Annotated in this window: 17 protein-coding genes and 1 pseudogene; 6 read left to right on the top strand and 12 right to left on the bottom strand. The window is 74.9% G+C overall.

Going from position 1 to position 21,830, the window contains the following annotated elements:
- The 3 genes and pseudogenes from KBX37_RS26775 to KBX37_RS26785 all read right to left on the bottom strand — a co-directional run.
- A pseudogene (locus KBX37_RS26775) lies at nt 1–254 on the bottom strand (hypothetical protein); the annotation flags it as partial.
- Nucleotides 255–290: 36 nt separating this feature from the next.
- Nucleotides 291–959, bottom strand: coding sequence for a hypothetical protein (locus KBX37_RS26780; RefSeq protein WP_210778663.1), 669 nt, complete (start codon nt 957–959; stop codon nt 291–293).
- 123 nt (nt 960–1,082) lie between these two features.
- Entirely contained in the window at nt 1,083–2,303 is a 1,221-nt protein-coding gene (locus KBX37_RS26785; RefSeq protein WP_210778664.1) for a hypothetical protein, read from the bottom strand.
- Between the two features lie 260 nt (nt 2,304–2,563).
- Here KBX37_RS26785 and KBX37_RS34865 point away from each other — a divergent pair, with 260 nt between their 5' ends.
- Entirely contained in the window at nt 2,564–4,318 is a 1,755-nt protein-coding gene (locus KBX37_RS34865) for a GTP-binding protein (protein WP_307849214.1), read from the top strand.
- 43 nt (nt 4,319–4,361) lie between these two features.
- Here the strand turns inward: KBX37_RS34865 and KBX37_RS26800 are convergent, their stop codons facing one another.
- The 9 genes from KBX37_RS26800 to KBX37_RS26840 all read right to left on the bottom strand — a co-directional run bounded on the left by KBX37_RS26800 (nt 4,362) and on the right by KBX37_RS26840 (nt 15,586).
- Entirely contained in the window at nt 4,362–7,112 is a 2,751-nt protein-coding gene (locus tag KBX37_RS26800) for a glycoside hydrolase family 38 C-terminal domain-containing protein (RefSeq protein WP_210778665.1), read from the bottom strand.
- Nucleotides 7,109–8,257, bottom strand: a complete 1,149-nt coding sequence (locus KBX37_RS26805; protein WP_210778666.1) for a Gfo/Idh/MocA family protein — start codon at nt 8,255–8,257, stop codon at nt 7,109–7,111. Before KBX37_RS26805 ends, KBX37_RS26800 begins: the two co-directional genes overlap by 4 nt.
- Entirely contained in the window at nt 8,254–9,165 is a 912-nt protein-coding gene (locus KBX37_RS26810) for a sugar phosphate isomerase/epimerase (protein WP_210778667.1), read from the bottom strand. Before KBX37_RS26810 ends, KBX37_RS26805 begins: the two co-directional genes overlap by 4 nt.
- Nucleotides 9,156–10,364, bottom strand: coding sequence for a CehA/McbA family metallohydrolase (locus tag KBX37_RS26815; RefSeq protein WP_210778668.1), 1,209 nt, complete (start codon nt 10,362–10,364; stop codon nt 9,156–9,158). The genes KBX37_RS26810 and KBX37_RS26815 overlap by 10 nt, the downstream gene beginning before the upstream one ends.
- 3 nt (nt 10,365–10,367) lie before the next feature.
- Entirely contained in the window at nt 10,368–11,504 is a 1,137-nt protein-coding gene (locus tag KBX37_RS26820; protein WP_210778669.1) for an ABC transporter ATP-binding protein, read from the bottom strand.
- Complete coding sequence (locus tag KBX37_RS34870; protein WP_210778670.1) at nt 11,504–12,382, bottom strand: carbohydrate ABC transporter permease; 879 nt, start codon at nt 12,380–12,382, stop codon at nt 11,504–11,506. The genes KBX37_RS26820 and KBX37_RS34870 overlap by 1 nt, the downstream gene beginning before the upstream one ends.
- Nucleotides 12,379–13,326, bottom strand: coding sequence for a carbohydrate ABC transporter permease (locus KBX37_RS26830; RefSeq protein ID WP_210778671.1), 948 nt, complete (start codon nt 13,324–13,326; stop codon nt 12,379–12,381). Before KBX37_RS26830 ends, KBX37_RS34870 begins: the two co-directional genes overlap by 4 nt.
- Nucleotides 13,301–14,698 carry an extracellular solute-binding protein gene (locus KBX37_RS26835; RefSeq protein WP_210778672.1) on the bottom strand — a complete coding sequence of 466 codons (1,398 nt, stop codon included), beginning with the start codon at nt 14,696–14,698 and terminating at the stop codon, nt 13,301–13,303. Before KBX37_RS26835 ends, KBX37_RS26830 begins: the two co-directional genes overlap by 26 nt.
- 150 nt (nt 14,699–14,848) lie before the next feature.
- Entirely contained in the window at nt 14,849–15,586 is a 738-nt protein-coding gene (locus KBX37_RS26840) for a GntR family transcriptional regulator (protein WP_210778673.1), read from the bottom strand.
- Between the two features lie 184 nt (nt 15,587–15,770).
- On the opposite strand from KBX37_RS26840, the gene iolC reads away from it, so the two are divergent.
- From iolC to KBX37_RS35490, 5 genes are all read left to right on the top strand, one after another.
- The gene (gene iolC, locus KBX37_RS26845) at nt 15,771–16,754 is read left to right on the top strand and encodes a 5-dehydro-2-deoxygluconokinase (protein WP_210778674.1); all 984 of its coding nucleotides are present in this window, start codon (nt 15,771–15,773) and stop codon (nt 16,752–16,754) included.
- Nucleotides 16,751–17,638 carry a deoxyribose-phosphate aldolase gene (locus KBX37_RS26850; RefSeq protein WP_088961981.1) on the top strand — a complete coding sequence of 296 codons (888 nt, stop codon included), beginning with the start codon at nt 16,751–16,753 and terminating at the stop codon, nt 17,636–17,638. The genes iolC and KBX37_RS26850 overlap by 4 nt, the downstream gene beginning before the upstream one ends.
- Nucleotides 17,635–18,537, top strand: a complete 903-nt coding sequence (iolB, locus tag KBX37_RS26855) for a 5-deoxy-glucuronate isomerase (RefSeq protein ID WP_210778675.1) — start codon at nt 17,635–17,637, stop codon at nt 18,535–18,537. Before KBX37_RS26850 ends, iolB begins: the two co-directional genes overlap by 4 nt.
- A complete protein-coding gene (gene iolD / locus KBX37_RS26860; protein WP_247658991.1) occupies nt 18,537–20,393 on the top strand; it encodes a 3D-(3,5/4)-trihydroxycyclohexane-1,2-dione acylhydrolase (decyclizing) in 1,857 nt (618 codons plus the stop codon). Before iolB ends, iolD begins: the two co-directional genes overlap by 1 nt.
- A gap of 279 nt (nt 20,394–20,672) precedes the next feature.
- A partial coding sequence (locus KBX37_RS35490) for an FUSC family protein (protein WP_307849215.1) occupies nt 20,673–21,830 on the top strand: 1,158 nt, incomplete at its 3' end.

The following is a 21,830-nucleotide window of genomic DNA, read 5'->3' on the forward strand; positions in this document are numbered from 1 at the left end:
GGGAGGGGCGGTGGCTTGACCGGGGGCGGCTTCAGGGGCGGCAGCGTCACCTGCGGCGGTTCTATCGGCGGCAGCGACACGGGCAGCGACGGGCTCGGCAGGGGCAGCAGGGTCGGCAGGGGCAGGGGTCCCTGCGCCGCGCTCTGCGTCCCGGCGCTCGCCGCTGCTGCATCCAGGCAGAGGGCCGTCATCATCAGCGTGGCCGCCTCGGCGACGGTCGCCAGCGTGGCCTGCCTCCACCAGCGTTGCTCCATGCCGTACTCCTGCCGCCGGCTCGTGTCGTCCCCTTGCTACATCGGATCGGGGTGCCCGGTCGTTACAGCCGAATCGGCCGGCGACGGACCCGGACGCCGCCGCAGCCGCCGACGGGCCAGCAGCGCGGCCGCCGCGACCGCGCCGGCCACCGCCACCGCGACGGCCGGCACCCGCATCGACCGGCCGGGCGGCGGGACCTCGCTCGCCATGGCCGTCGATGGCAGCGGCGGATCGGTGGGCGTGGCCGTCGAGCCCGGGAGCAGGTAGGCGTTGCTGGTGGTCCGGGCGCCCGTCGCGGTGGTCTCCACCGAGGTGACACCGACCCGGTTGCGGACCACCGTGCCCGGCGGCGCACCCGGGCGGACCCGCCCGGAGATCGTGATCCGCGGCGCCGCCCCGGCGGGGTCCAGGCGCAGGTCACCGAGGTCGCAGACGACGGTACGCGGGGACGGCGTGCACCGACCCGGCTCGGCTCGGGCGTTGACACCGTCGAGATCGACCGTCGTGGTGAACGTGACCCGCGTCGTCATGAGGGTGCCGCTGCCGGGGATCGTGACGGTGTGGGTGACCTGTTGCCCGGGCAGCGCGCCGAACGGTGTCGACGTCAACACCGGCGCGGCGTCCACCGACGGCGACGGCGTCGGAACAGCCGCTGCCATCGCGGCCATCAGACCCACCGCCGGCGCAGCGATCGACTCCCACATGGGCACACTGTAGGCCGACGCGACCGCGGGCGCTGAGCCGGCGATCAGGGTGGCGTCCGCGCCGGTCGCCGGTGGCGGTTGCCGGTCGACGGGCGGGGCGACGCGGACGGGGTCACCGCCCGCTCAGCGGCTGGTCGGTGGGCAGAGCAGCCGCTGCACCAGTGGCAGCTTCAGGGGTTCGAGGCAGAGGTCGAGCATGGGGGCCTCGGGCGCCGGTGGTGCCGTGGTCGGGCTGGGAGCGGTGGTCGGGGGCGGCGTGGTCGGGGCCGGCACGGTGGTCGGGGCGGGGCCGGGAACTCGTTCTGCCGGCGCGTCCTCCGGCGCGGCGGCGGCCACGCTCGTCCGGGGCCGGCGCGGCATCGGTTCCACCACCTGGGGGGTGCCGCCGTCGGGGGCCGCCGTTGACGGCGGGCCGGTCAGCGCGGGGGCCGGAGCGCTGTCCGGGGCTTCGGGCGCGGCGGGGGTGCTCGGGGTCGTGCCGTACTCGTCGGCCGGCGCGTCGGTGCCGGCGGTGCCGCTGCCGCCGAGAGCCGCGCGGTACGCCGGGCCGGCCTGCTCGGTCGTGGACGTGCCGGCGGAGAGCGTCGCGAACGCCAGCGTGACGACGGCGGCGGCGGCGACACCCGGGCGGTCGGGGCGCACCGCGGTCAGCGGGGCCCGGGCCGGGTCGGCCGGTGCCGGTGGCGTCGGCCGCGTGTGCCGGTGCCCGGCCAGCAGGGCGTCGACCTGCGCGGCGACGGCGGCCCGCTGCCCGGTGGCGGCGGCGAAGGCGAGGGTGAGGTAGAAGCGGAAGTTCACGGCGGCGTTGGCCGGTACGCGCAGCCCGGCGAGCGGACTCCCGTCGGCGGTGTGCAGCAGGGTCAGTGGGACGTCGGGGTGGTGTGCCGGCCCCACCATGTCCGCGTACGTCCACTCCCGGCAGCTCGCGCCGCCGGAGAAGACGACCCGGTGGTTGGTCACGACGGCCATCCCCGCGTCGACGACCCGCAGGCCCGTCGGCAGCCCGCGCCGGGGCGGATGGGCGCCCGGTGCCGTGACGGTCAGCTCCGGCACGGGCAGTCCGGCGATGTGCCGCGCCCCGGCCTCGGCCAGCTCCGCGGTCGGCTGCACCCGGTAGACGACCTCGTCACGGCCCAGGTTCATCGGCAGGCTGTCCCGCGGGTGCGCGTACCCGTGAAAGCCGGCGGCCTCGATCCGCAGCCGGACCAGGTGGTCGTTGCGCCGTTGCCAGGCCGCGGTCGCGCTGTCGAACGAGCGCCGCCGGCGCTCGTTCTCGCGCTCCGCCCAGGTGACCCGCCAGCGGGGCGCGCGAGCCGGCATGGTGGTGGGTGAGTGTGCCGTCACGTCGAGTACAACCACTCGCGCCGCGCCAGGACACGCGCCCCAGATCGATGCGTACCTTTAGCTCCGAAAGGAGAGATTTGGCTCGCGGTCCACCAGCGCCGGCCCGGGGTCGGGGTCGACGGCGTTATTCGGTTGCCGGCCGACGGACGCGCTGGTCGACTGGGTGGGTCACGCAACCGACCGCGAAGGATCAGAGATGCGCGCTGCGTTCATGTCCAACCACTTGGGAATGATCATCAACCCGAAGGACATGACGCTCCGTGAAGACCTTGAACATCGGCATCCTCGCGCATGTTGACGCCGGCAAGACCAGCCTGACCGAACGCCTGCTGCACGCCGTCGGCGTCATCGACGACCTGGGCAGCGTGGACGACGGCACCACCCGGACCGACTCGATGGTGCTGGAACGGCAGCGCGGCATCACCATCCGATCCGCGGTGGCCTCCTTCGTCGTCGACGGCGTCACGGTCAACCTCATCGACACCCCCGGCCACCCGGACTTCATCGCCGAGGTGGAACGGGTCCTCGACCTGCTCGACGGTGTGGTGCTCGTGGTCTCCGCCGTCGAGGGCGTGCAGGCCCAGACCCGGGTGCTGATGCGCACACTCCAGCGGCTGCGCCTGCCGACCCTGATCTTCATCAACAAGATCGACCGGGCCGGTGCCGATCCCGACCGGGTGCTGCGCGACCTCGCCGCCCGGCTCACCCCCGCGGTGGTGGCGACGGGCGCGGTGCACGGCGCCGGTACGCCGGCGGCCCGCTGCGTACCCCACCCCGACACCGACCCGGGCTTCACCCGGCGGCTGCTCGACCTGCTCACCGCGCACGACGACGCGCTGCTGACCGAGTACGTCGAGGACGAGCGGCGACTGACCGGACGGCGGCTGCGCCGGGTCCTCGCGGCGCAGACCCGGCAGGCGCCGGTCCACCCGGTGTTCGCCGGCTCCGCGATCACCGGCGCCGGCGTGGCACCCCTGATCGCCGGCCTCACCGAGCTGCTGCCGATGGCCGAGGACGGCGCCGACGGCCCGCCCTCCGGCACCGTCTTCAAGGTGCAGCGGAGCCCCTCGGGCGAGCGGATCGCCTACGTCCGGCTGTTCGGTGGCACCGTACGGGTGCGGGACCGGCTGCCCGTCGGTGCGGGACGCCTCGCCACGGTCACCGGGATCGAGGTCTTCGACCGCGGCTCGACCGTCCGCGACGACGCCGTCGGCGCCGGCCGGATCGCGCTGCTGCGCGGCCTCGGCGACGTCCGGATCGGCGACCCGGTCGGGGCGGCGCGGCGCACCGTTGACGTGACGTCGACAGGCGGTGGTACGGTGGCCACGTGCGGGGCGAAGGGTAGTTCCGGAAGCTCTGAAGCGTCACGACGGACACAGCGTGACATTGTCGCCGCAGGGCTTGCGGAGACGTTAAACGCTTGTGGAGCGGACGTAAGACCAGGTCTTGTCCTGGCTGGCCGCGGTGAAGCAGGAACCCACCCGGGTGTTGCGCGTTCCGCGCGCAGCGCGGAGGGAATCCCTGCCATTCATGGCGGCGGAGGAGGTCAATGGGCCCGGCAGAGCCACTCGCACGGCACCTTCGACAAGAGCATGTCCAGCACCGCCGGGGACTTCCGCAACCTCACCCCGCTGGTGCTGGTCGAAACGCTGCGGCGGGCCGGCACCCGGGTGGAGGAGCCGATGCACCGGTTCCGGCTGGAGATCCCGGGCGACGCGCTCAGCGCCGTCCTGCCCGTGCTGGCCAGGCTGGACGCGGTGCCCCACGCGACGCTGGCGCGGGGCTCGTCGTACGTGGTCGAGGGCGACGTGCCGGCGCGGCGGGTGCACGCCGTGCAGCAGCGGCTGCCGACGCTGACCCGGGGCGAGGGGATCTTCGAGTCCACCTTCGACCACCACCGCCCGGTCCACGGCGAGCCGCCCACCCGCCCCCGCTCCGACCACGACCCGACCGACCGCAAGGAGTACCTGCTGGCCGTCGCCCGCCGGGTGACGGCGCGGCGGGGCGAGCGGTGACGGGTTCCCCCACCCGGGGGCACTCGTCAGGTCGGCCCGCCGCTCAGGTCAGGTCGAGCTGCACCGTGGCGATCTCCCAGGCGCGCAACGGCAGCCGGACCAGGCCGTCGGCGTCGACGCTCAGCCGCTCGCCCGGCCGGCCGAGCAGGTCGGCCCGCCACGCCCCCCGGACACCCCGCCCGGCCCCGATGACCGCGCCGGTGTCGGTCGGGGTCTCGGCCACCACCCGCACCTCGATCCGGCCCTGCCGGTCCCGGACGCTGGTGAGCGCCACCCCCGGGCCGGTCACCGACAGGCCGGTGGCCGGGGCCGGCAGGGCGACGGACGGCTGCGCGGTGCCGGCGAAGGCCAGCGGCTCGTGCCGGTACGCCTCGGCCGCCTCGGTCACCCCCGCCTCGTGCCACTCGCCCCGGTACGGCAGCACCGCCAGCTCGACGGTCCGCTCGCCCCGGCACTGCGCCGACGGGGTGGGCAGTTGCGGGCCGGCCGGCTCGTCCCGCAGCGCGTGCCGGTTGCGCGACAGCATCCCGATCGACCGCAGCACCGTCACGGCCAGCTCGCGCCCGGAGTCGGTCAGCTGGTACTCGGTGGGTTGGGTCAGCAGCACCGCCAGCGCGCCGTCCGCCCCGCCGGCGGCCACGAATCCGGACGCCGGGAACGTCGGCAGCGGCACCTCACCCCCGCCGCCTTCCGCGATCAGGCCGCGCTCCACCACCGCGAACTGGCCCTCGGCATGGGACGCGCGGGCCGGGGACGGCAGCGGCAGGTGCAGCCGCACCCGGTGGTCGTCGCAGCGGTTGTCGAACTCGATCCGCAGCCGGGCGAACCGCTCGCCGGAGCGCAGCTCGACCCGGGTGGTGACCGCCACGGCCTCCCGGTCCACCGCGCGGGAGCCGGCGTCCACGTCGGCCGCCACCGGCCACCGGTACTCGCGCACCACGTCCACGGCGGCCACCAGCGGACCCGCGTGCCGCACCACCGTGCGGACCGCGCGCGGCTTGTCGACCAGCTCGTCGGCGGTTGGCGGGGCGTAGTTGTAGCTGTCGCCCACGTCGCCGCCGTCGACGATCCGGCCCACCCCGTCCACCGTGACGCCGTCCGGGGTGGACAGCCGCAGCGTGCCGTCCTCGGCGACGTCGACGCGCAGCAGTCCGTTGTCCAGGCTCCGGTCGGCGACGGTGACCGGGCCGGGCACCGGGGCGGCGTCGGCCGGCAACGGCACCGGCCGCACCGCGGCGTGGCCGAGCGCGGGCACGTCGACCAGCGCGGCGACGGTCAGCCGGGGCGCGGCGACGATGCGGACCCGCCAGTGGTCCGGCCGGCCGGCGTCGGCCAGCGCCAGGCGGACGTCCGCCACGTCGAAGGCGGGGTCGCCGTGCCGGGCCACTTCGAAGGTGAGGGTGGCGTCGGCCGGCGACACCGACCAGCGGGTGACCTCCTGGCCGTACAGCTCCCGGCCGTGCACCCGGGTGAGCACCCCGGGCAGGTCGACGGCCGGCACCAGGTCGTCGGCGAGCAGCGTCCGGGCCCGGTCGAGGACCTGCGCGGCCACCGTGGTGCCGTCCGCGCCGGCCAGCCCCACCGCCGCGCCGTCGGGTGCCTCGACGTCGAGGCGCACCAGCGCGGTCCGGGCGGTCGGGCCGGGGTTGAACACCAGGTACCCGTCGCGCGGCACGGCGGTGGCCAACCGGGCACCCACCAGGTCGCAGACCGCCCGGCCGAGCTGGTCGGCCTCGGCCAGCCGGGCGGCCACCTGCTCGGCGGTCTCGTCACAGCCGCACCCGGTCACCGAGTCGTGGCAGCTCGCGTCGATCAGCCGGGTCCACGCCATGTCCAGGAAGCGCTGCACCGACGGGTCGTGCCAGAGCGCGGCGAGCGGTTCGGCGTACCGCTCGACCCGGCGCTCGGCGCGACCCATCGCCTGCTTCAGGTGGGCGCGCACGGAGATCACGCCGGGCAGGATGTTCGCCCGGGCGTGCGAGCGCAGCTCCCCGCGTACGGTGGGCAGCCCGTCCACGGTGGTCGGCTGGGCGGCGAAGTACTCGGCGAGCGTGCCGAGCCGGAACCGGATGCCGTCGACGTCGGCGGCGGCGAGCAGGTCGGGGGCGTCCGGGGCCGGCGCCGCGTGGTCGGTGCCGTACATGGCCAGGGTCGGTCCGCCCGCGCCCTCGGGTCGCCAGCCGCCGAGCCGGTCGGCCAGGTCGGTGGCCCGGCGGGTGACCAGCGCGGCGTCGTCCATCAGGCCGGCCGCGTTGCCGTACCCGCCGGGCAGGTACTCGGTGCGCACCGTGGTGCCGTCCGGCGCCTGCCAGGCGAACGCGTGGGTGCGGACCCGGTCGGGGACGCCGCGGAACACGCAGGCGTGGGCCAGCCCGGCCCCGGCCAGCAGTTGCGGCATCTGGGCGGTGTGGCCGAACATGTCGGGCAGGTAGCCCACCGGCATGGCCCCGCCCAGCTCCGCGCTACGGGTCAGCCCGCGCTCCAGGTTGCGGACGATGTTCTCCCCGGAGCAGAGGAACTCGTCGAGCAGGATCTGCCACGGCCCGACCGCCAGCCGGCCGGCGCGGACCAGGGCGATCACCTGCTCGCGCCGCTCCGGGCGCACCTCCAGGTAGTCGTCGACCGCGGCGAGCTGACCGTCGAGGGTGAAGCGCTGCCGCTCGTCGCGTTCCATCCGGTCGAACACGTCGTCCAGCAACGCCACCAGCCGCAGCCGGAACCGCTGGAACGGCTCGTACCACTCCCGGTCCCAGTGGGTGTGCGGCACGACGATGATGTCGGTCGGTCGTGTCATGAGCTGGCCGCCTCTCCGCCGATCGCCGCCCCGGTCAGCTCACCGAGGCGGCGTACCACCTGTTGGCTGGTCCGTACGTCGGTCGCGCCCTCGGCGATCCCGGTCAGCGGCGGCGCGCCCGCGGTGACCATCGCGTGGAAGGCGACCAGCTCCTGCTCGAACGCCTCGGTCACCGACCGGAACGCCGCCCGCCGCTCACCGCCGCCGTGCGCCTCCACCAGGGTCAGCGTGGTGGGCGCGTTGAGCAGGTACGGCGACGGGAAGACCAGTTCCAGCGAGCCCCGGGCGTGGTGCAGGGTCACCGTCTCCCGGTAGGCCGGGTAGTCGGGCAGGTTGAGCCAGCGGATGCCGTAGCGGGCCCCGCCCGGCAGCCGCCCGCTGATCTCCACCGACGGCTCCGCCGGCCCGTCCGGCGCCAGCGGCCAGGTCGCGACATGCTCCACGGTGGTCGGCGCGCCGGTGAAGAGCCGCAGCAGGGACAGGTCGTGGGAGATGCTGTTGATCAGGATCTGGTAGAGGGTGCGCGCGCCCGGGTCACCGCCGACCGCGGCGTCGAGCAGCGCGGCGTCGGCGGCGCGCAGCCGGGCCACCTCGTCGGGCGGCACGTCGGCGGGGGCCGGCGGCAGGTTGGCGAAGGCGAGCTGCCCGTCGCCGCCGGCGTGCAGCACACTCACCTCCACGGCGTGGACCCGCTCGGCCCCGCCCCACTCGTCGAGCAGCCGGGCGGCCTCGGCCACCGCCGGGTCGTACTGCTTCATGTAGCCGACCATCAGCGCCGGCGCGCCGCCGCTCAGCTCGGTCAGCCGGGCCGCTTCCGCCAGGGTGTAGGCCAGCGGCTTCTCGCAGAGCACCGGCAGGCCCGCGCGCAGCGCCGACGCGGCCAGCTCCCCGTGCGAGCCGGACGTCGCCAGCAGCAGCGCGTCGTACCCGCCGTCGGCCAGCATCGCGGCGGCGTCGGTGTACCGGCGGCCCGGCTCGACCCCGTACCGGCCGCCCAGCTCGGCCACCCGGGTGGGGGAGAGGTCGCCGAGCGCGACGATCTCGAACAGGTCGCCGCGGCGTTGCAGCAGCGGCAGGTGCACCGTACGGGCGATGATGCCCAGCCCGGCGACCGCGATCCGGATCCGCTTGCCCGGTTCGGTCATCGCAGCGCCTCCTCGAGCCAGCGCCGGTTGGCGCGCTGGTCGGCCAGCGTCCGGTCGAGGTCCCGTCCGTGCGCCGGCGCGTCCTGTTCGATCACCAGCCAGCCGGTGTAGCCGATGGCGTCGAGGCCGGCCAGCACCCCGGCGAAGTCGACGTCGCCGGCTCCCAGGGCGCAGAAGCCACCGGCGGCGACCACGTCGGAAAGGCCACCGCCGGCCGCCCGGACCCGCTCGTGGACGGCCAGGTCGGCGTCCTTGAGGTGCACCTGCCCGATCCGGCCGGCCCAGCGGCGGACCGCCGCGACCGGGTCCCCGCCGGCCAGCAGCAGGTGCCCGGTGTCCAGGCAGAGCGCGATGTCGGTGAGTTCGAGCAGCCGGTCGGCCTCGGCCTCGGTCTCCACGTCGGTGCCGAGGTGGTAATGGAACACCGGTTCCAGACCCCGGTCCCGGCACCGGTCGGCGGCCTGCTGCACCCGGGCGGCGAACTCCGGCCAGGCGGTGGCCGGCAGCACCGAGGTGAGGTCGGGCGGCGTGCCGGGCCGGGCCATCCGGCCGGGGTTGCCGGGGCAGGCCAGCGTGGGCCGGGGGGCGAACCGGGGGTCGTCGGCCGGTACGGCGGTGAACGCGTCGAGCGCCGCGTCGAGCTGGACCAGGTCCGCGCCGAAGCCGTCCGGGTCGGCGTAGCGCAGGTCGACCCAGCCGCCGGCGAGCCCGATGCCGGTCGCCGCGAGCCGGCCGGCCAGCGCCTCGCCGGTGCCGAGGTAGCCGATCGGCCCGGAGTCCACCCCGTCGTACCCGTCGCGGGACAGGGCCGCCAGCAGGTCGTCCGGGTCGAGGAGCGGGTCGTCGTGCTGGTAGATGCCGTGGTTGACCGGTGCGCCGGCCACCCGGGTACGTCCGCTCAGCTGCACAGTGCGACCACCTCCATGCGGTGCGATTCCAGGACGTGCAGGCCGTCGCCGGCCGGGAGCCGGCACCGGTCGCCGCGGACGACGCGGTGGCTGCCGTCGGGGTGGCCGAGCAGCATGCCGTCCGCGTCGAGGGCGAGCAGTTCGTCGCCGAGGCGCAGCAGCAGCGGCGCGTCGGGGCCGGCGGACACGGCGGTACGACCGGCGGCCAGCGCGTCGAGCACGGCGGCCTGCGGCTCGCGGTCGTCGTCGACCAGCAGCCAGGTGGTGGGGGAGCCGGGCGGCGCGTCGTCGCCGGGGCGGTGGAAGTCGCTGCCCCCGATCGGCACCACGTCCGGGCGCCAGGCCCGCGCCCACGCCAGCGGGGCGCCCCAGGTGCGGTCCCACCAGCCGGAGTGCCACACCTCGGCCAGCCGGGTACGCGTGGCCAGCGGCTGCCGCCAGGCGCAGTCGCCACCGAGGGGGTGGTTGACCGACATCAGCCCGCCGGCCCGCTCCGCGCCGGCCAGCCACTCGTCGGGCGCCTGCCGGAAGTCGACCCAGCCGACCGGGCCGAACACGTTGGCGTGTCCCCGGTCGGTGGTCACCTCCTGCCCGGGCAGCAGGGTGAGGCCGTACCGGGCCGAGGCGGCGGGCAGCCACGGGTGGTGGCTGACGGTGTTGTGGTCGGTGACGGCGAGGAAGTCCAGGCCCCGGGCGGCGGCGAGGGCGGCCAGCTCGTCGATGGTGGCCGCGCCGTCGCTGTGCACGGTGTGCGCGTGCAGGTCCCCGGCGATCCAGCGCCGGCCGTCCACCCCGGGCAGCGCGCGGCGCGGCGGGCGGTCCGGGCGCGGTGGCGCCGCCGACGGCGTCGGGGCGTCCGGCCCGGTGGTGCTGGTGGTGGCGGTGACCTCGTAGCTCAGGCCCTCCGGTGGGATGCGGTGCAACCGGAGCAGCACCTGCCATTCGCCGGGTTCCAGCTCACCGGGCAGGTAGCCGGGGGTGGCCCAGTCGGCGGCCACGGTGTAGCCGTCGCGGGCACCACCGGACCAGCCCCGGAAGCCGGCCGGCCCGAGGCAGCCCAGGTCGAGCACCCCGGCCTGCCGGGGATAGTCGAGTCGTACGGTGAGCGCGGCGGTGCCCGGCGGCACGGTGACCGGCAGGGTCCGCAGCACGCTCTCGGCGCGGTCCGCCAGCGTCCACCTACCCCGGTGCACCGCCATGGCTCACCGCTCCGCGCCGGTACGCGCGGCGGGCACGGCCGTCGCCGCCCCGCTCACCAGCTCGCCGTCCCGGTAGAGCAGTGACCGGCCGGGCCGGGGCACCACCCAGCCGGTGTCGCCGGGTTCGGGTTCGCGCCCCTCCGGCACGACGACCTGGACGCTGGTCCCCGCGGCCCCGGCGACGTCCCCGCCGGCCACGTCGAGGGAGACCAGCGAGAAGCTGCCCAGGTTCTCCACCACGACCACCTGCCCGCTCAGCGCCCCCGGCACCGGTTCGGCGGAGTAGTCCAGGTACTCGGGACGTACCCCGTAGACGAGCTTCTCGCCGGCGCTGACCCGGTCCCGCACGTCCTCCGGCATCGGCAGCCGGGTGCCGGCGACGACCAGTTCGCCGTCCTGCGCCTCGGCGTCGACGAGGTTCATCGGGGTGGAGCCGATGAACCCGGCGACGAAGGTGTTGGCGGGGCGGCGGAACACCTCGGTCGGGGTGCCGACCTGGCGGATCCGGCCGCCCTCCATGACGGCGATCCGGTCGGCGAGGGCGAGCGCCTCGGCCTGGTCGTGGGTGACGAAGACGGTGGTGACGCCCAGTTCGCGTTGCAGCCGCTTGAGGAAGGTACGCGCCTCCAGCCGCAGCCGCGCGTCGAGGTTGGACAGCGGTTCGTCGAGGAGGAACACCAGCGGGTGGCAGGCCATCGCCCGGGCGAGCGCGACCCGCTGCTGCTGCCCGCCGGAGAGCTGCCCCGGGCGGCGGTGCAACAGCGCGGACAGGCCCAGCTCGTCGGCGGTCTCCGCCGCCTTCTCCGCCCGGCCGCGACGGTCCATCTTCTTGATCCGCAGCGGGTAGGCGATGTTCTCCTGCACCGTCATGTGCGGGAAGAGCGCGTAGTCCTGGAAGACCATCGCCACGTCCCGCTTGCCGGGCGGCAGGTTGGTCACGGCGCGGTCGCCGATGTGCACGTCGCCGCCGGAGGCGACCTCCAGCCCGGCGATGGTGCGCAGCAGCGTGGTCTTGCCGCAGCCGGACGGCCCGAGCAGCGCGAAGAACTCGCCGTCGGCGATCTCCAGGTCGAGGGCGTCCAGGGCCCGCACCCCGTTGGGGTAGACCTTGGTCAGGTCGCGCATGGTGATGGCGGACATCAGCGCTTGATCCCTCCGTGGAAGCGGAATCCGTACCGGCTGCTGACGAAGACGAACATGAGCGCCACCGGCAGCGAGTAGAGCAGCGAGAACGTGGAGAGCAACCGCAGGTCGGCCTGGCCGCCCTCGGTGTAGAGGGTGTACATGATCACCGCTGCGGGGGCCTTCTCCGGCCCGCGCAGCAGCAGGAACGGCACCAGGAAGTTGCCCCAGACGTTGGCGACCGCCCACACCCCGACGGTGGCCAGGCCGGGGCGGACCAGCGGCACCACGATGTGCCGCATGATCTGCAACGGGCTGGCGCCGAAGACCCGGGCGGACTCCTCGTAGGACGTCGGGGTGCCGTCCATGAAGTCCTTGAGGATGAAGATCGCCGCGGGCAGCAGACCGCCGGTGAGGATCAGGATGACCCCGAGCCGGGAGTCGATCAGGTTGAGCCGGAACGCCAACTCGAACAGCGGCACCATGGTGGCCGTGCCGGTGACGATCGACGAGAGCAGCAGCAGCCCGTAGAGCAGCGCGTCGCGGCCGGGCACCCGGACCCGGCTCAGCGCGTACGCGGCCAGCGCCCCGAACGTCACCACCAGCGCCGCCGTGCCGCCGGCCAGGTAGACGGAGTTGAGCAGCGAGCTGAGCGCGTACGGGTTGTCCAGCAGCGCGCGGAAGTTGTCCAGGGTGAACCGCGGCAGCGACGCGGTGATCGTCGGAGTGTCGTCGAACGGGGCGGTGGCCAGCCAGAGCAGCGGCAGCGCGAAGAACCCGAGGACGGCGCAGAGGAAGGTGTAGCGGGCGACCCGGCCGAGCAGGTGCCGGACGGCTTCCGTGCCGGCCTTCGGGTCGGTGGTCGGCGCGGGCGCCGTGCTGGTCGCGCTGCTCACGCCGTCTCCTTCCGCCGGCCCAGCATGCGCAGGTAGACCAGCGCGATGACCAGGTTGATCAGCAGCATGACGAACGAGATCGCGGCGCCGAAGCCGAGTTCACCGCCGGAGAGCGCCACCTTGTAGACGTAGACCGGGAGGATCTCCGAGCGCTGCTCGGGGCCCCCGGCGGTGATGAGGAACGGCGCGAAGTCGTTGAACGTCCAGAGGCTGATCAGCAGCAGATTGGTCAGCACGTGCCCGCGGATGCGGGGGAAGACCACGTCGCGCAGTTGCTGCCAGGTGGACGCGCCGGCCAGCCGGGCGGTCTCCAGGTGGGAGCGGGGCACGTTCTCCAGGGCGGCGGCGTAGAGCATCATCGAGAACGCGGTGCCGCGCCAGGTGTTGAACACGATGATCGACAGCATCGGGTGGTCGAGCAGCCAGGCCGTGCCCGGGATGCCGAGCAGCGTGTTGAGGGTGCCGCCGTCCCGGTCGAGCAGGGCGATCCAGAGGAAGGCCACCACCGAGCTGGGCAGGATCCAGGAGAGCAGGACGAACGCCTCGACCACCCGGCGCAGCGGGCCGCGCCGGTCGCGCAGCGCGAAGGCGATGGCGAAGCCGAGCCCGGCCTGGCCGATGACCGCCGAGCCGAGCACGAACTGCAGGGTCAGCACCAGCGAGGAGCGGAACCGTTCGTCGCTCAGGGCCCGGGTGTAGTTGTCCAGGCCGACGATCTCCGGGTTGGCGGCGGCGAGGCCGGTCAGCCGGTAGTTGGTGACGCCCAGGTAGATCGTCCAGGCGGCCGGCACCACGAGGAAGAGCAGGATCAGCACCATGCTGGGCACGAGGAACCCGGTGGCCCGGGCCCGGCCCAGGCCGGCGGCGTCGGGGGCCGGGGAGGCGCCCGTCTCCGGGCGCCTCCCCTCCACCACCTGGTCAGGAGGTGACGTTACCTGCGCCACCGACGATCCCTTCCAGCTTCTTCTGGTACGCCCCGGCGGCCTCGTCGGCGCTCCGGCCCGACGCGGCGGCGGCGGTCGCCTCCTGCAGCGCCACCGACACCTGCGGGTACACCGCCAGCGGCGGCCGGTACGCGGTCACCGGCAGCACCTTCTCGGCGACGAATTTCAGCATCGGTTCGCCGGCGAGGACCTCCTTGTTGACGTCGGTCCGCGCGGAGATCCGCGCCTCGCCGGCGAGTTCGGCCTTGACCCCCTCGGCCGAGTGCATGAACGACAGCAACTCCCACGCCTGCGACGGGAACTTGGAGTTCGGGTTCAGCACCCGCACCCCGCCACCGGACATGCTGACGAAGTCCTGCCCGCGGATGCCGGCCCCCGGCTGCTTGGCGGGGATCATCGCGTACCCGACGCTGGTGTCCCGGTCGGCCATCTTCGCGATGCCGTCCTCGGGGTTGATGACGCTGCGCCAGAAGTAGTCACCCTCGGCCAGGATGCCGATCTTGCCGGCGGCGAACTCCGCGAAGGACTTGTCGCGTCCCTTCGCCTCCTGCTGGAGCTTCGGGTCGCCCAGCCCGCCGCCGTAGATCTTGGTGTAGAAGTCGAGCATGTCCTTGACCGGCTGGCTGGCCCCGGCCCATTTGCCGTCGGCCCAGATCTCGCCGCCGGCGCCGACCAGCAGCGGCAGCGCGCCCTGCATCGAGGTCGCCTCGCCCATCGCCGTACCGGCGTTGATCTGGATCGGCGTCACCCCGGGCAGTGCCTTGAGCTTGGCGCCGGCGTCGAGGATCTCCTGCCAGCTCTTCGGCTGCCAGTCGGCGGGCAGGCCGGCCTGGGCGAACAGCTTCTTGTTGTAGTAGAGGACCCGGCCGTCGGTGCCGAGCGGGATGCCGTAGCGCTTGTCCTCGAAGCTGCCGAGGCCCTGTACGGTCTCCGGGATCTGCGACCAGCCCTCCCAGGAGTTGGCCTGGTCGCCGGCCACCTCGGACAGTGGCTTGAGGTAGCCGGCCTGGACGAACTCGCCCACCCAGATGCCGTCCACCGCGATGACGTCGGCGCCGCCCTTGGAGCGCAGGTCCAGGGCCAGCTTGGTCTTGTACTGCTCGTCGTCGACGCCGCTGGGCACGAACGTCACCTTGGCGGTGACGCCCTTGGCCTTCTGCGCCTCGACGAACCGGGGGATGACCCACTTCTCGATCCACTCCGCGCCGGCGGAGTTCTTGCCGCCCACGATGGAGTTGGCGGAGATCGTGAGGGTGATGTTCTTGGCGTCCTTGCCGGCCGGCTCGGACGAGTCGCCGCAGGCCGTGAGGCCCAGGGCAAGGGAGGTGAACGCGGCGAGCACGCCCGCTGCGCGTCTCGGCTTGGATGTCATGGGCTGCTTCCCTTCGCAAGGAGACTTCGAAGAGACTCGCGGGTCGCCCGCCGGCCGCACGTCCGCCGCCGGCGGTGTTTGCGGCCACAATGTCATGACAGCCTGACGACGTAAATACCTGTCACTGAAATGAGCCCGAAACATCCACCGTCACCGCTCGGCGACGGTCACCTCAAGGGAGTAGCGGCTGGCCCGGTAGAGGTGCGCGCCGTGCTCCACGTACCGGCCCTGGTCGTCGTAGGCGGTGCGGGTCATGGTGAGCAGGGGCGCGCCGCGCCGCTCGCCGAGCATCTGCGCCTCGGCGGCGGTCGCCGCCCGCGCGCCGATCCGCTGGTGGGCGCCACGGATGCGCATGCCACCGGCGCGCAGGATCGCGTACAGGCCCTTGGCCTGCAACGCGTCCATGCTGAGCCGGACCAGGTCGGGCGGCAGCCAGTTCTCCATCACCGCGAGGGGTTCCCCATCGGAGAACCGCAGCCGGCGCAGGTGCTGCACCTCGCTGCCGACCGGTACGCCGAGCGCGGCGGCGACCTCGGCCGGGCAGGCCACGGTGGCCAGTTCGAGCACCGAGGTGGACGGCTGCTGGCCGGCGCGCAGCAGGTCGTCGTGGAGGCTGGTCAGCTCCACCGCCCGGCGCACCTCGCCGCGCACCACCTGGGTGCCCACTCCGCGGCGGCGCACGATCAGTCCCTTGTCGACCAGGTGCTGGATCGCCTGCCGCACCGTCGGGCGGGACAACCCGAGCCGGTCGGCGAGCTGCAACTCGCTGTCCAGCCGGTCGCCGGGCGCCAGCTCGCCGCGCTGGATCGCCGCGGCGAACTGCTCCGCGACCTGGAAGTAGAGCGGGACCGGGCTGCTCCGGTCGACCGCGATCTCGGGGCCGGTCACGGCACCTCCTCGCTGGGCACGCGCGGGATCTCGGGGCACGATGATGGGCGCCACTGTACCGAAGCGGTGACCGAACGCAGAGGGCGGATGTCATGACAACACATTGACAGAACTCGTAGAGCGCTGTTACCAATCAGGGGCAGGGCCGGCGGGCACGGCATCGCCGGCCGGGGAAGGACGCCGCATGCTCGATGTGCTCACCATCGGCCGGGTCGGGGTGGACATCTATCCGTTGCAGATCGGCACGCCGCTGGCCGAGGTCGAGACGTTCGGCAAGTTCCTCGGCGGCAGCCCCACCAATGTGGCCGTCGCCGCGAGCCGGCAGGGGCTGCGCGCCGGCGTGATCACCCGCACCGGCGCCGACGCGTTCGGCGACTACGTGCACCGGGCGCTGCGCGACTTCGGCGTCGACGACAGCCAGGTCCACCCGGTCGACGGGCTGCCCACCCCGGTGACCTTCTGCGAGATCTTCCCGCCGGACGACTTCCCGCTCTGGTTCTACCGCACCCCAACGGCCCCCGACCTGCAGATCCGCCCCGAGGAAATCGACCTGGACGCGATCGCCGCGGCCCGGGTCTTCTGGCTCACCGGCACCGGCCTGTGCCAGCAGCCGAGCCGGGACGCGCACGCGGCCGCGCTGGTCGCCCGCGACGGGCGCCCGCACACCGTGCTCGACCTGGACTACCGGTCGATGTTCTGGTCCGACCCGGCGGCGGCCACCGCCGCGGTCGCCGAGGTGCTGCCGCGGGTCACCGTGGCCGTCGGCAACCTCGACGAGGTGGAGATCGCCGTCGGCACCCGCGACCCCGAGCGGGCCGCCGGGCTGCTGCTCGACCGCGGGCCCCGGCTGGCGGTGGTGAAGCTCGGGCCGGCCGGGGTGCTGGCCCGCACCCGCGCCGAGACCGTCCGGGTGCCGCCGGTGCCGGTGACGGTGGTCAACGGGCTCGGCGCCGGCGACGCCTTCGGCGGCGCGCTCTGTCTGGGCCTGCTGCGCGACTGGCCGCTGGAGCGGACGCTGCGCTTCGCCAACGCCGCCGGCGCCCTCGTCGCCTCCCGCCTGGCCTGCTCCGCCGCCATGCCCGATCACGCCGAGACCGCGGCGCTGGCCCGTGCCGTCCAGTCGGAACCGGCGTCGTCGACCGCCGCCGGGGGAGGAGAAGACCGGTGAGCACCGAGTACGACGCGCTGACCCTCACCCGCGCCCACCGGCCACAGGCGATCGCCGAGGCCGCCGCCCGCCGGACCCGCCGACCGTGGCCCGACCACGGACGGCCGCTGTTCATCATCGCCGCCGACCACCCCGCCCGCGGCGCCCTGGGCGTGCGGGACCGGCCGATGGCGATGGCCGGCCGCGCCGACCTGCTCGACCGGCTGCGCCTGGCGCTGTCCCGGCCGGGCGTCGACGGCGTGCTCGGCACCCCGGACGTCCTGGAGGACCTGCTGCTGCTCGGCGCGCTGGAGGACCGCCTGGCCATCGGCTCGATGAACCGCGGCGGCCTCTCCGGCGCCACTTTCGAACTCGACGACCGGTTCACCGCGTACGACGCCGACAGCATCGCCGCGATGCGCTACGACGGCGGCAAGATGCTCTGCCGCATCGACCCGGACGACCCGGGCACCGCCCCGACCCTGCAGGCCTGCGCCCGGGCGGTCACCGCCCTCGCGGCGCACCGGACGGTGGCCCTCGTCGAGCCGCTCTGGGTGGCGCGCACCGACGGCCGGGTGCACGCCGACCTGCGCCCCGAGGCGGTCATCAAGGGCGTCAGCGTCGGCCAGGCCCTCGGCGCCACCTCCGCGTACACCTGGTTGAAACTGCCGGCGATCGACGAGATGGAACGGGTGATCGCCGCGACCACCCTGCCGGTCCTGCTGCTCGGCGGCGACCCGGTGGAGGCGCCGGACGTGGTGTACGCGCGGTGGGCACGGGCGTTGCGGCTGCCCGGTGTGCGCGGCCTGGTGGTCGGCCGGGCGTTGCTCTACCCGCCGGACGACGACGTGGCGGCCGCCGTGGACCTGGCCGGATCGCTGCTCCCCACCGGGCAGCAGGCGTGAGCGCCGTCGAGGCGCACCTGCCCTGGGGCACCACCACCCGGGCGCCGTGGGCGCTGGAGGTCACCCCCGAGCGGGCCGGCTGGCGCTACGCCGGCCTGCGGGTGCTCACCCTGCCCCCCGGTGGCGCGGTCAGCTTCGACACCGGCGACGAGGAGATGCTGGTCCTGCCGCTGGCCGGCGCGGCGACGGTGCACTGCGACGGGCTGAGCCTCACCCTGGCGGGCCGCGCCTCGGTGTTCGCGGCAGTCACCGACTTCGCGTACCTGCCGCGCGACGCCACGGTGACGGTGCGGGGCGAGGGCCGGTTCGCCCTGCCGTCGGCGCGCGCGACCCGCCGGTTGTCGCCCCGCTACGGCGCGGCCCGGGACGTGCCGGTCGAGCTGCGCGGCGCGGGACCGGCCAGCCGCCAGGTGAACAACTTCTGCTCCCCGGAGGCGTTCGACTGCGACCGGCTGGTCGCCGTGGAGGTGCTCACCCCGGGCGGCAACTGGTCGTCCTACCCGCCGCACAAGCACGAGGAGGACCGGACCCACGACGACGGCCGGGTCGAGGCGGAGCTGGAGGAGATCTACTACTTCGAGGTGGCCGGCGGCGTGCCCGGCGACCCCGGGGGCCCGGTCGGCTACCAGCGCGTCTACGGCACCGCCCGACGGCCGATCGAGGTGCTGGCCGAGGTGCGCGGCGGGGACGTGGTGCTCGTCCCGTACGGCTACCACGGGCCGTCGATGGCCGCGCCCGGCTACCACCTCTACTACCTCAACGTGCTGGCCGGGCCCGGCCCGGCGCGGAGCATGGCCTGTGTGGACGACCCCCGGCACCACTGGGTCCGCGGCAGCTGGGCGGACCAGCCGGTCGACCCGCGGCTGCCGCTGACCGGCCCGACGACGCGGGAGGCGTGATGCCCAGACTGACGGTGGCGCAGGCGCTGGTGACGTTCCTGGCCCGGCAGTGGTCCGAACGCGACGGGGCGCGGCGGCGGCTGATCCCGGCCTGCTTCGGCATCTTCGGCCACGGCAACGTCGCCGGGATCGGGGAGGCGCTGGCCGGACCGGCGGGCGCGGAGCTGCCGTACCACCTGTGCCGCACCGAGCAGGGCATGGTGCACACCGCCGCCGCGTACGCCCGGATGACCGACCGGCTCAGCACCCTGGCCTGCACCACCTCGATCGGTCCGGGCGCGACGAACCTGGTCACCGGCGCCGCCGGGGCCACCGTCAACCGGCTGCCGGTGCTGCTGCTCCCCGGCGACATCTTCGCCACCCGGGTGGCCAACCCGGTGCTGCAGGAGCTGGAGGACCCACGGTCCTACGAGGTCAGCGTCACCGACGCGCTGCGGCCGGTCTCCCGCTACTGGGACCGGATCAACCGGCCGGAACAGTTGCCGGCGGCGCTGCTGGCCGCGATGCGGGTGTTGACCGATCCGGTGGAGACCGGCGCGGTCACCCTCGCGCTGCCGCAGGACGTGCAGGCGGAGGCGTACGACTGGCCGGCGGAGCTGTTCGCCGAACGGGTCTGGCACGTGCCGCGTCCCCGCCCGGACTCCGCCGCGGTCGCCCGGGCCGCTCGGGCCGTCACCGCGGCGCGGCGGCCGCTGGTGGTGGCCGGCGGCGGGGTGATCTACAGCGGGGCGTGCGCGGCGCTGCGCCGATTCGCCGAGGAGCACGGGCTGCCGGTCGCCGAGACGCAGGCCGGCACCGGTGCCCTGCCGTACGGTCACCCGCTCGCGCTCGGCGCGGTCGGCGTCACCGGCACCCCCGCCGCCAACGAGATCGCGGCGGGCGCGGACCTCGTGATCGGGGTGGGCACCCGCTACAGCGACTTCACCACCGCCTCCGGCACCCTCTTCGGCGACGACGCCCGGTTCGTCAACGTCAACATCACCGGCTTCGACGCCGCGAAGCTCTCCGGCGTGCAGGTCGTCGGGGACGCCCGGGAGAGCCTGGCGGCGCTGGACGCGGCGTGCGCGGGCTGGGGCACCGAGCCGGCGTACCGGGCGTCCGTGGCGGACCTGACCGAGCGGTGGGCGGCCGTGGCGGACCGGGCCCGGCACGCCGACCCCGAGGCGCGGCCCACCCAGACCGCCGTGATCGGCGCGGTCAACGACGCCGCCGGGCCGCGCGACGTGGTGGTCTGCGCGGCCGGGTCCATGCCCGGCGACCTGCACCGGCTGTGGCGCAGCGCCGACCCGAAGAGCTACCACGTCGAGTACGGCTACTCCTGCATGGGCTACGAGATCCCCGGCGGGATCGGGGTCCGGCTGGCCGCGCCGGACCGCGAGGTCTTCGTGCTTATCGGCGACGGCTCCTATCTCATGCTGCCCAGTGAGCTGGCCACCGCGGTGGCGGAAGGGGTGAAGCTGGTCGTCGTGCTGGTGGACAACCAGGGGTTCGCCTCGATCGGCCGGCTCTCGGAGCGCGTCGGCGCGCAGCGGCTCGGCACCGCCTACCGCGACCGGGCCGGCGGCCGGCTCCCGGTCGACCTGGGCGCGAACGCGGCGAGCCTCGGCGCGGACCTGATCCGGGTGACCACCACGGCGCAGCTGCGGGCCGCGCTGGCCACCGCCCGGGCGGCGGAGCGCACCACGGTCGTCCACGTCGAGACCGACCCGTTCGAGGCCGGCCCGGACGGCGGCGCCTGGTGGGACGTGCCGGTCGCCGCCGTCTCGACCACCGCGCGGACGCGGGCCGCCCGGGCCGCGTACGAGGCCGGGTCCAAGGCCCGCCGTACCCGCCTGAGCGGTGATCCCGGGGCCTGAACGGGTTCGGCCCGCCCACCCCGAGCGGCGACACCGCCCCCGCCGGCCCGATCGGGACGCCCCGCCCTCGTCACGGGCGCCTGCGGTGGCGGGAGGTTGGACGGGTGCCTGCCGGGTAACCGCCGCCATGGCCCATCGTCGTCCGGGCGACGGTCCCGCGCGCTCAGCGCTCGACGCGGTCGCCGAGCGGACCGTCCGGTCGATGGCCGAGGCCCGCCGGCGCGGCGGCGCGGCGGCGCGGGCGGCCGGGTGCGGCTGCGCCAGCTCGAGGTGACCGTCGTGATCGCGGTGCAGGCCGGACTGGCCGCGGCGCTGGCGGCCCTGATCGCCCAGCACCTGCTCGGCCCCGGTGCGCACGTCTTCGCCCCGGCCGCGGCGGTCGGCACCATCGCCACCGCCATCGGGCAGCGGGCCCGCCGTACCTTCGAACTGCTGGCTGGAGTCGGGATCGGCATCATGATCGGTGACGGGCTGCGGTTCCTGCTCGGCTCCGGGCCCTGGCAGACCGGGGCGGTGGTCGCGCTGGCGATCGCCAGCGCGTTGCTGGTGGCCGGCCGGGGCGGGGCCCTGGTCGGGCAGGCCGGCGGTACCGCCGTCCTGATCGCAACGCTCGCCCCGATGGAACGGGGCCTCGAGCTGCCCCGGGTCTTCGACGCGCTGGTCGGCGGCGCGGTAGGTCTGCTGGTGGTGGCGCTGCTGCTGCCGATCAATCCGCTGCGGGTGGTGGACCGGGCGGCCGCGCCGCTCTTCGCCGCCGTCACCGAGCAGCTGTACGCGGTGGCCGACGCCCTGTCCCGCCGGGACGTCGACGCCGCGATCCGGGCGTTGGGCCGGCTGCGGGGGCTGGACGCGGACATCGGGCGGCTGAACGAGTCGCTCAGCGGGGCGGAGGAGGTGGTGACGCTGGCGCCGGCCCGCTGGCACCGCCGGGCGCGGTTCCACCGCTACGCCCGCAGCGCCGACCACCTGGAGCGCCTGATCCTCACCAGCCGGGCCCTGGCCCGCTGGAGCGCGACCGCCCTCCAGTACGGCGAACCCGTCCCGGTGTGCCTGCCCCGGGCGGTTCGTCGGTTGGGTGACGGCGTGGCCGAGCTGCGCCGGGAGAGCCGGGCCGATCAGGAGCCCGAGCGGACCCGGCAGCTGGTCCGGGAATGCGCCCACCTCGCCGGCCGGGCCTGGGCGGAGGGGGTGCGGTCGTACGGGGACGCCCTCGTCACCGACCTTCGTACCGCCGCCAGCGACCTGCTGCGGGGCGCGGGGTGCGATCCGGAGGACGCCAACCGGATGGTGCGCCAGGCGGCGCTGGCCGGGGTGGCCGAGGTCCGTCCGCCGCTGCGCCGGGAGCTGCGCCGGCCGCGGCGTACCAGGATCACCGGCACCCGGCGGCGGGCGCGGCTGGCCAGGCGGGCCCGCCCCGAGGGGCGGGCAGCCGGGTCG

The organism is Micromonospora sp. U56 (assembly GCF_018070095.1).
In the GTDB taxonomy this organism is placed as follows: domain Bacteria; phylum Actinomycetota; class Actinomycetes; order Mycobacteriales; family Micromonosporaceae; genus Micromonospora; species Micromonospora purpureochromogenes.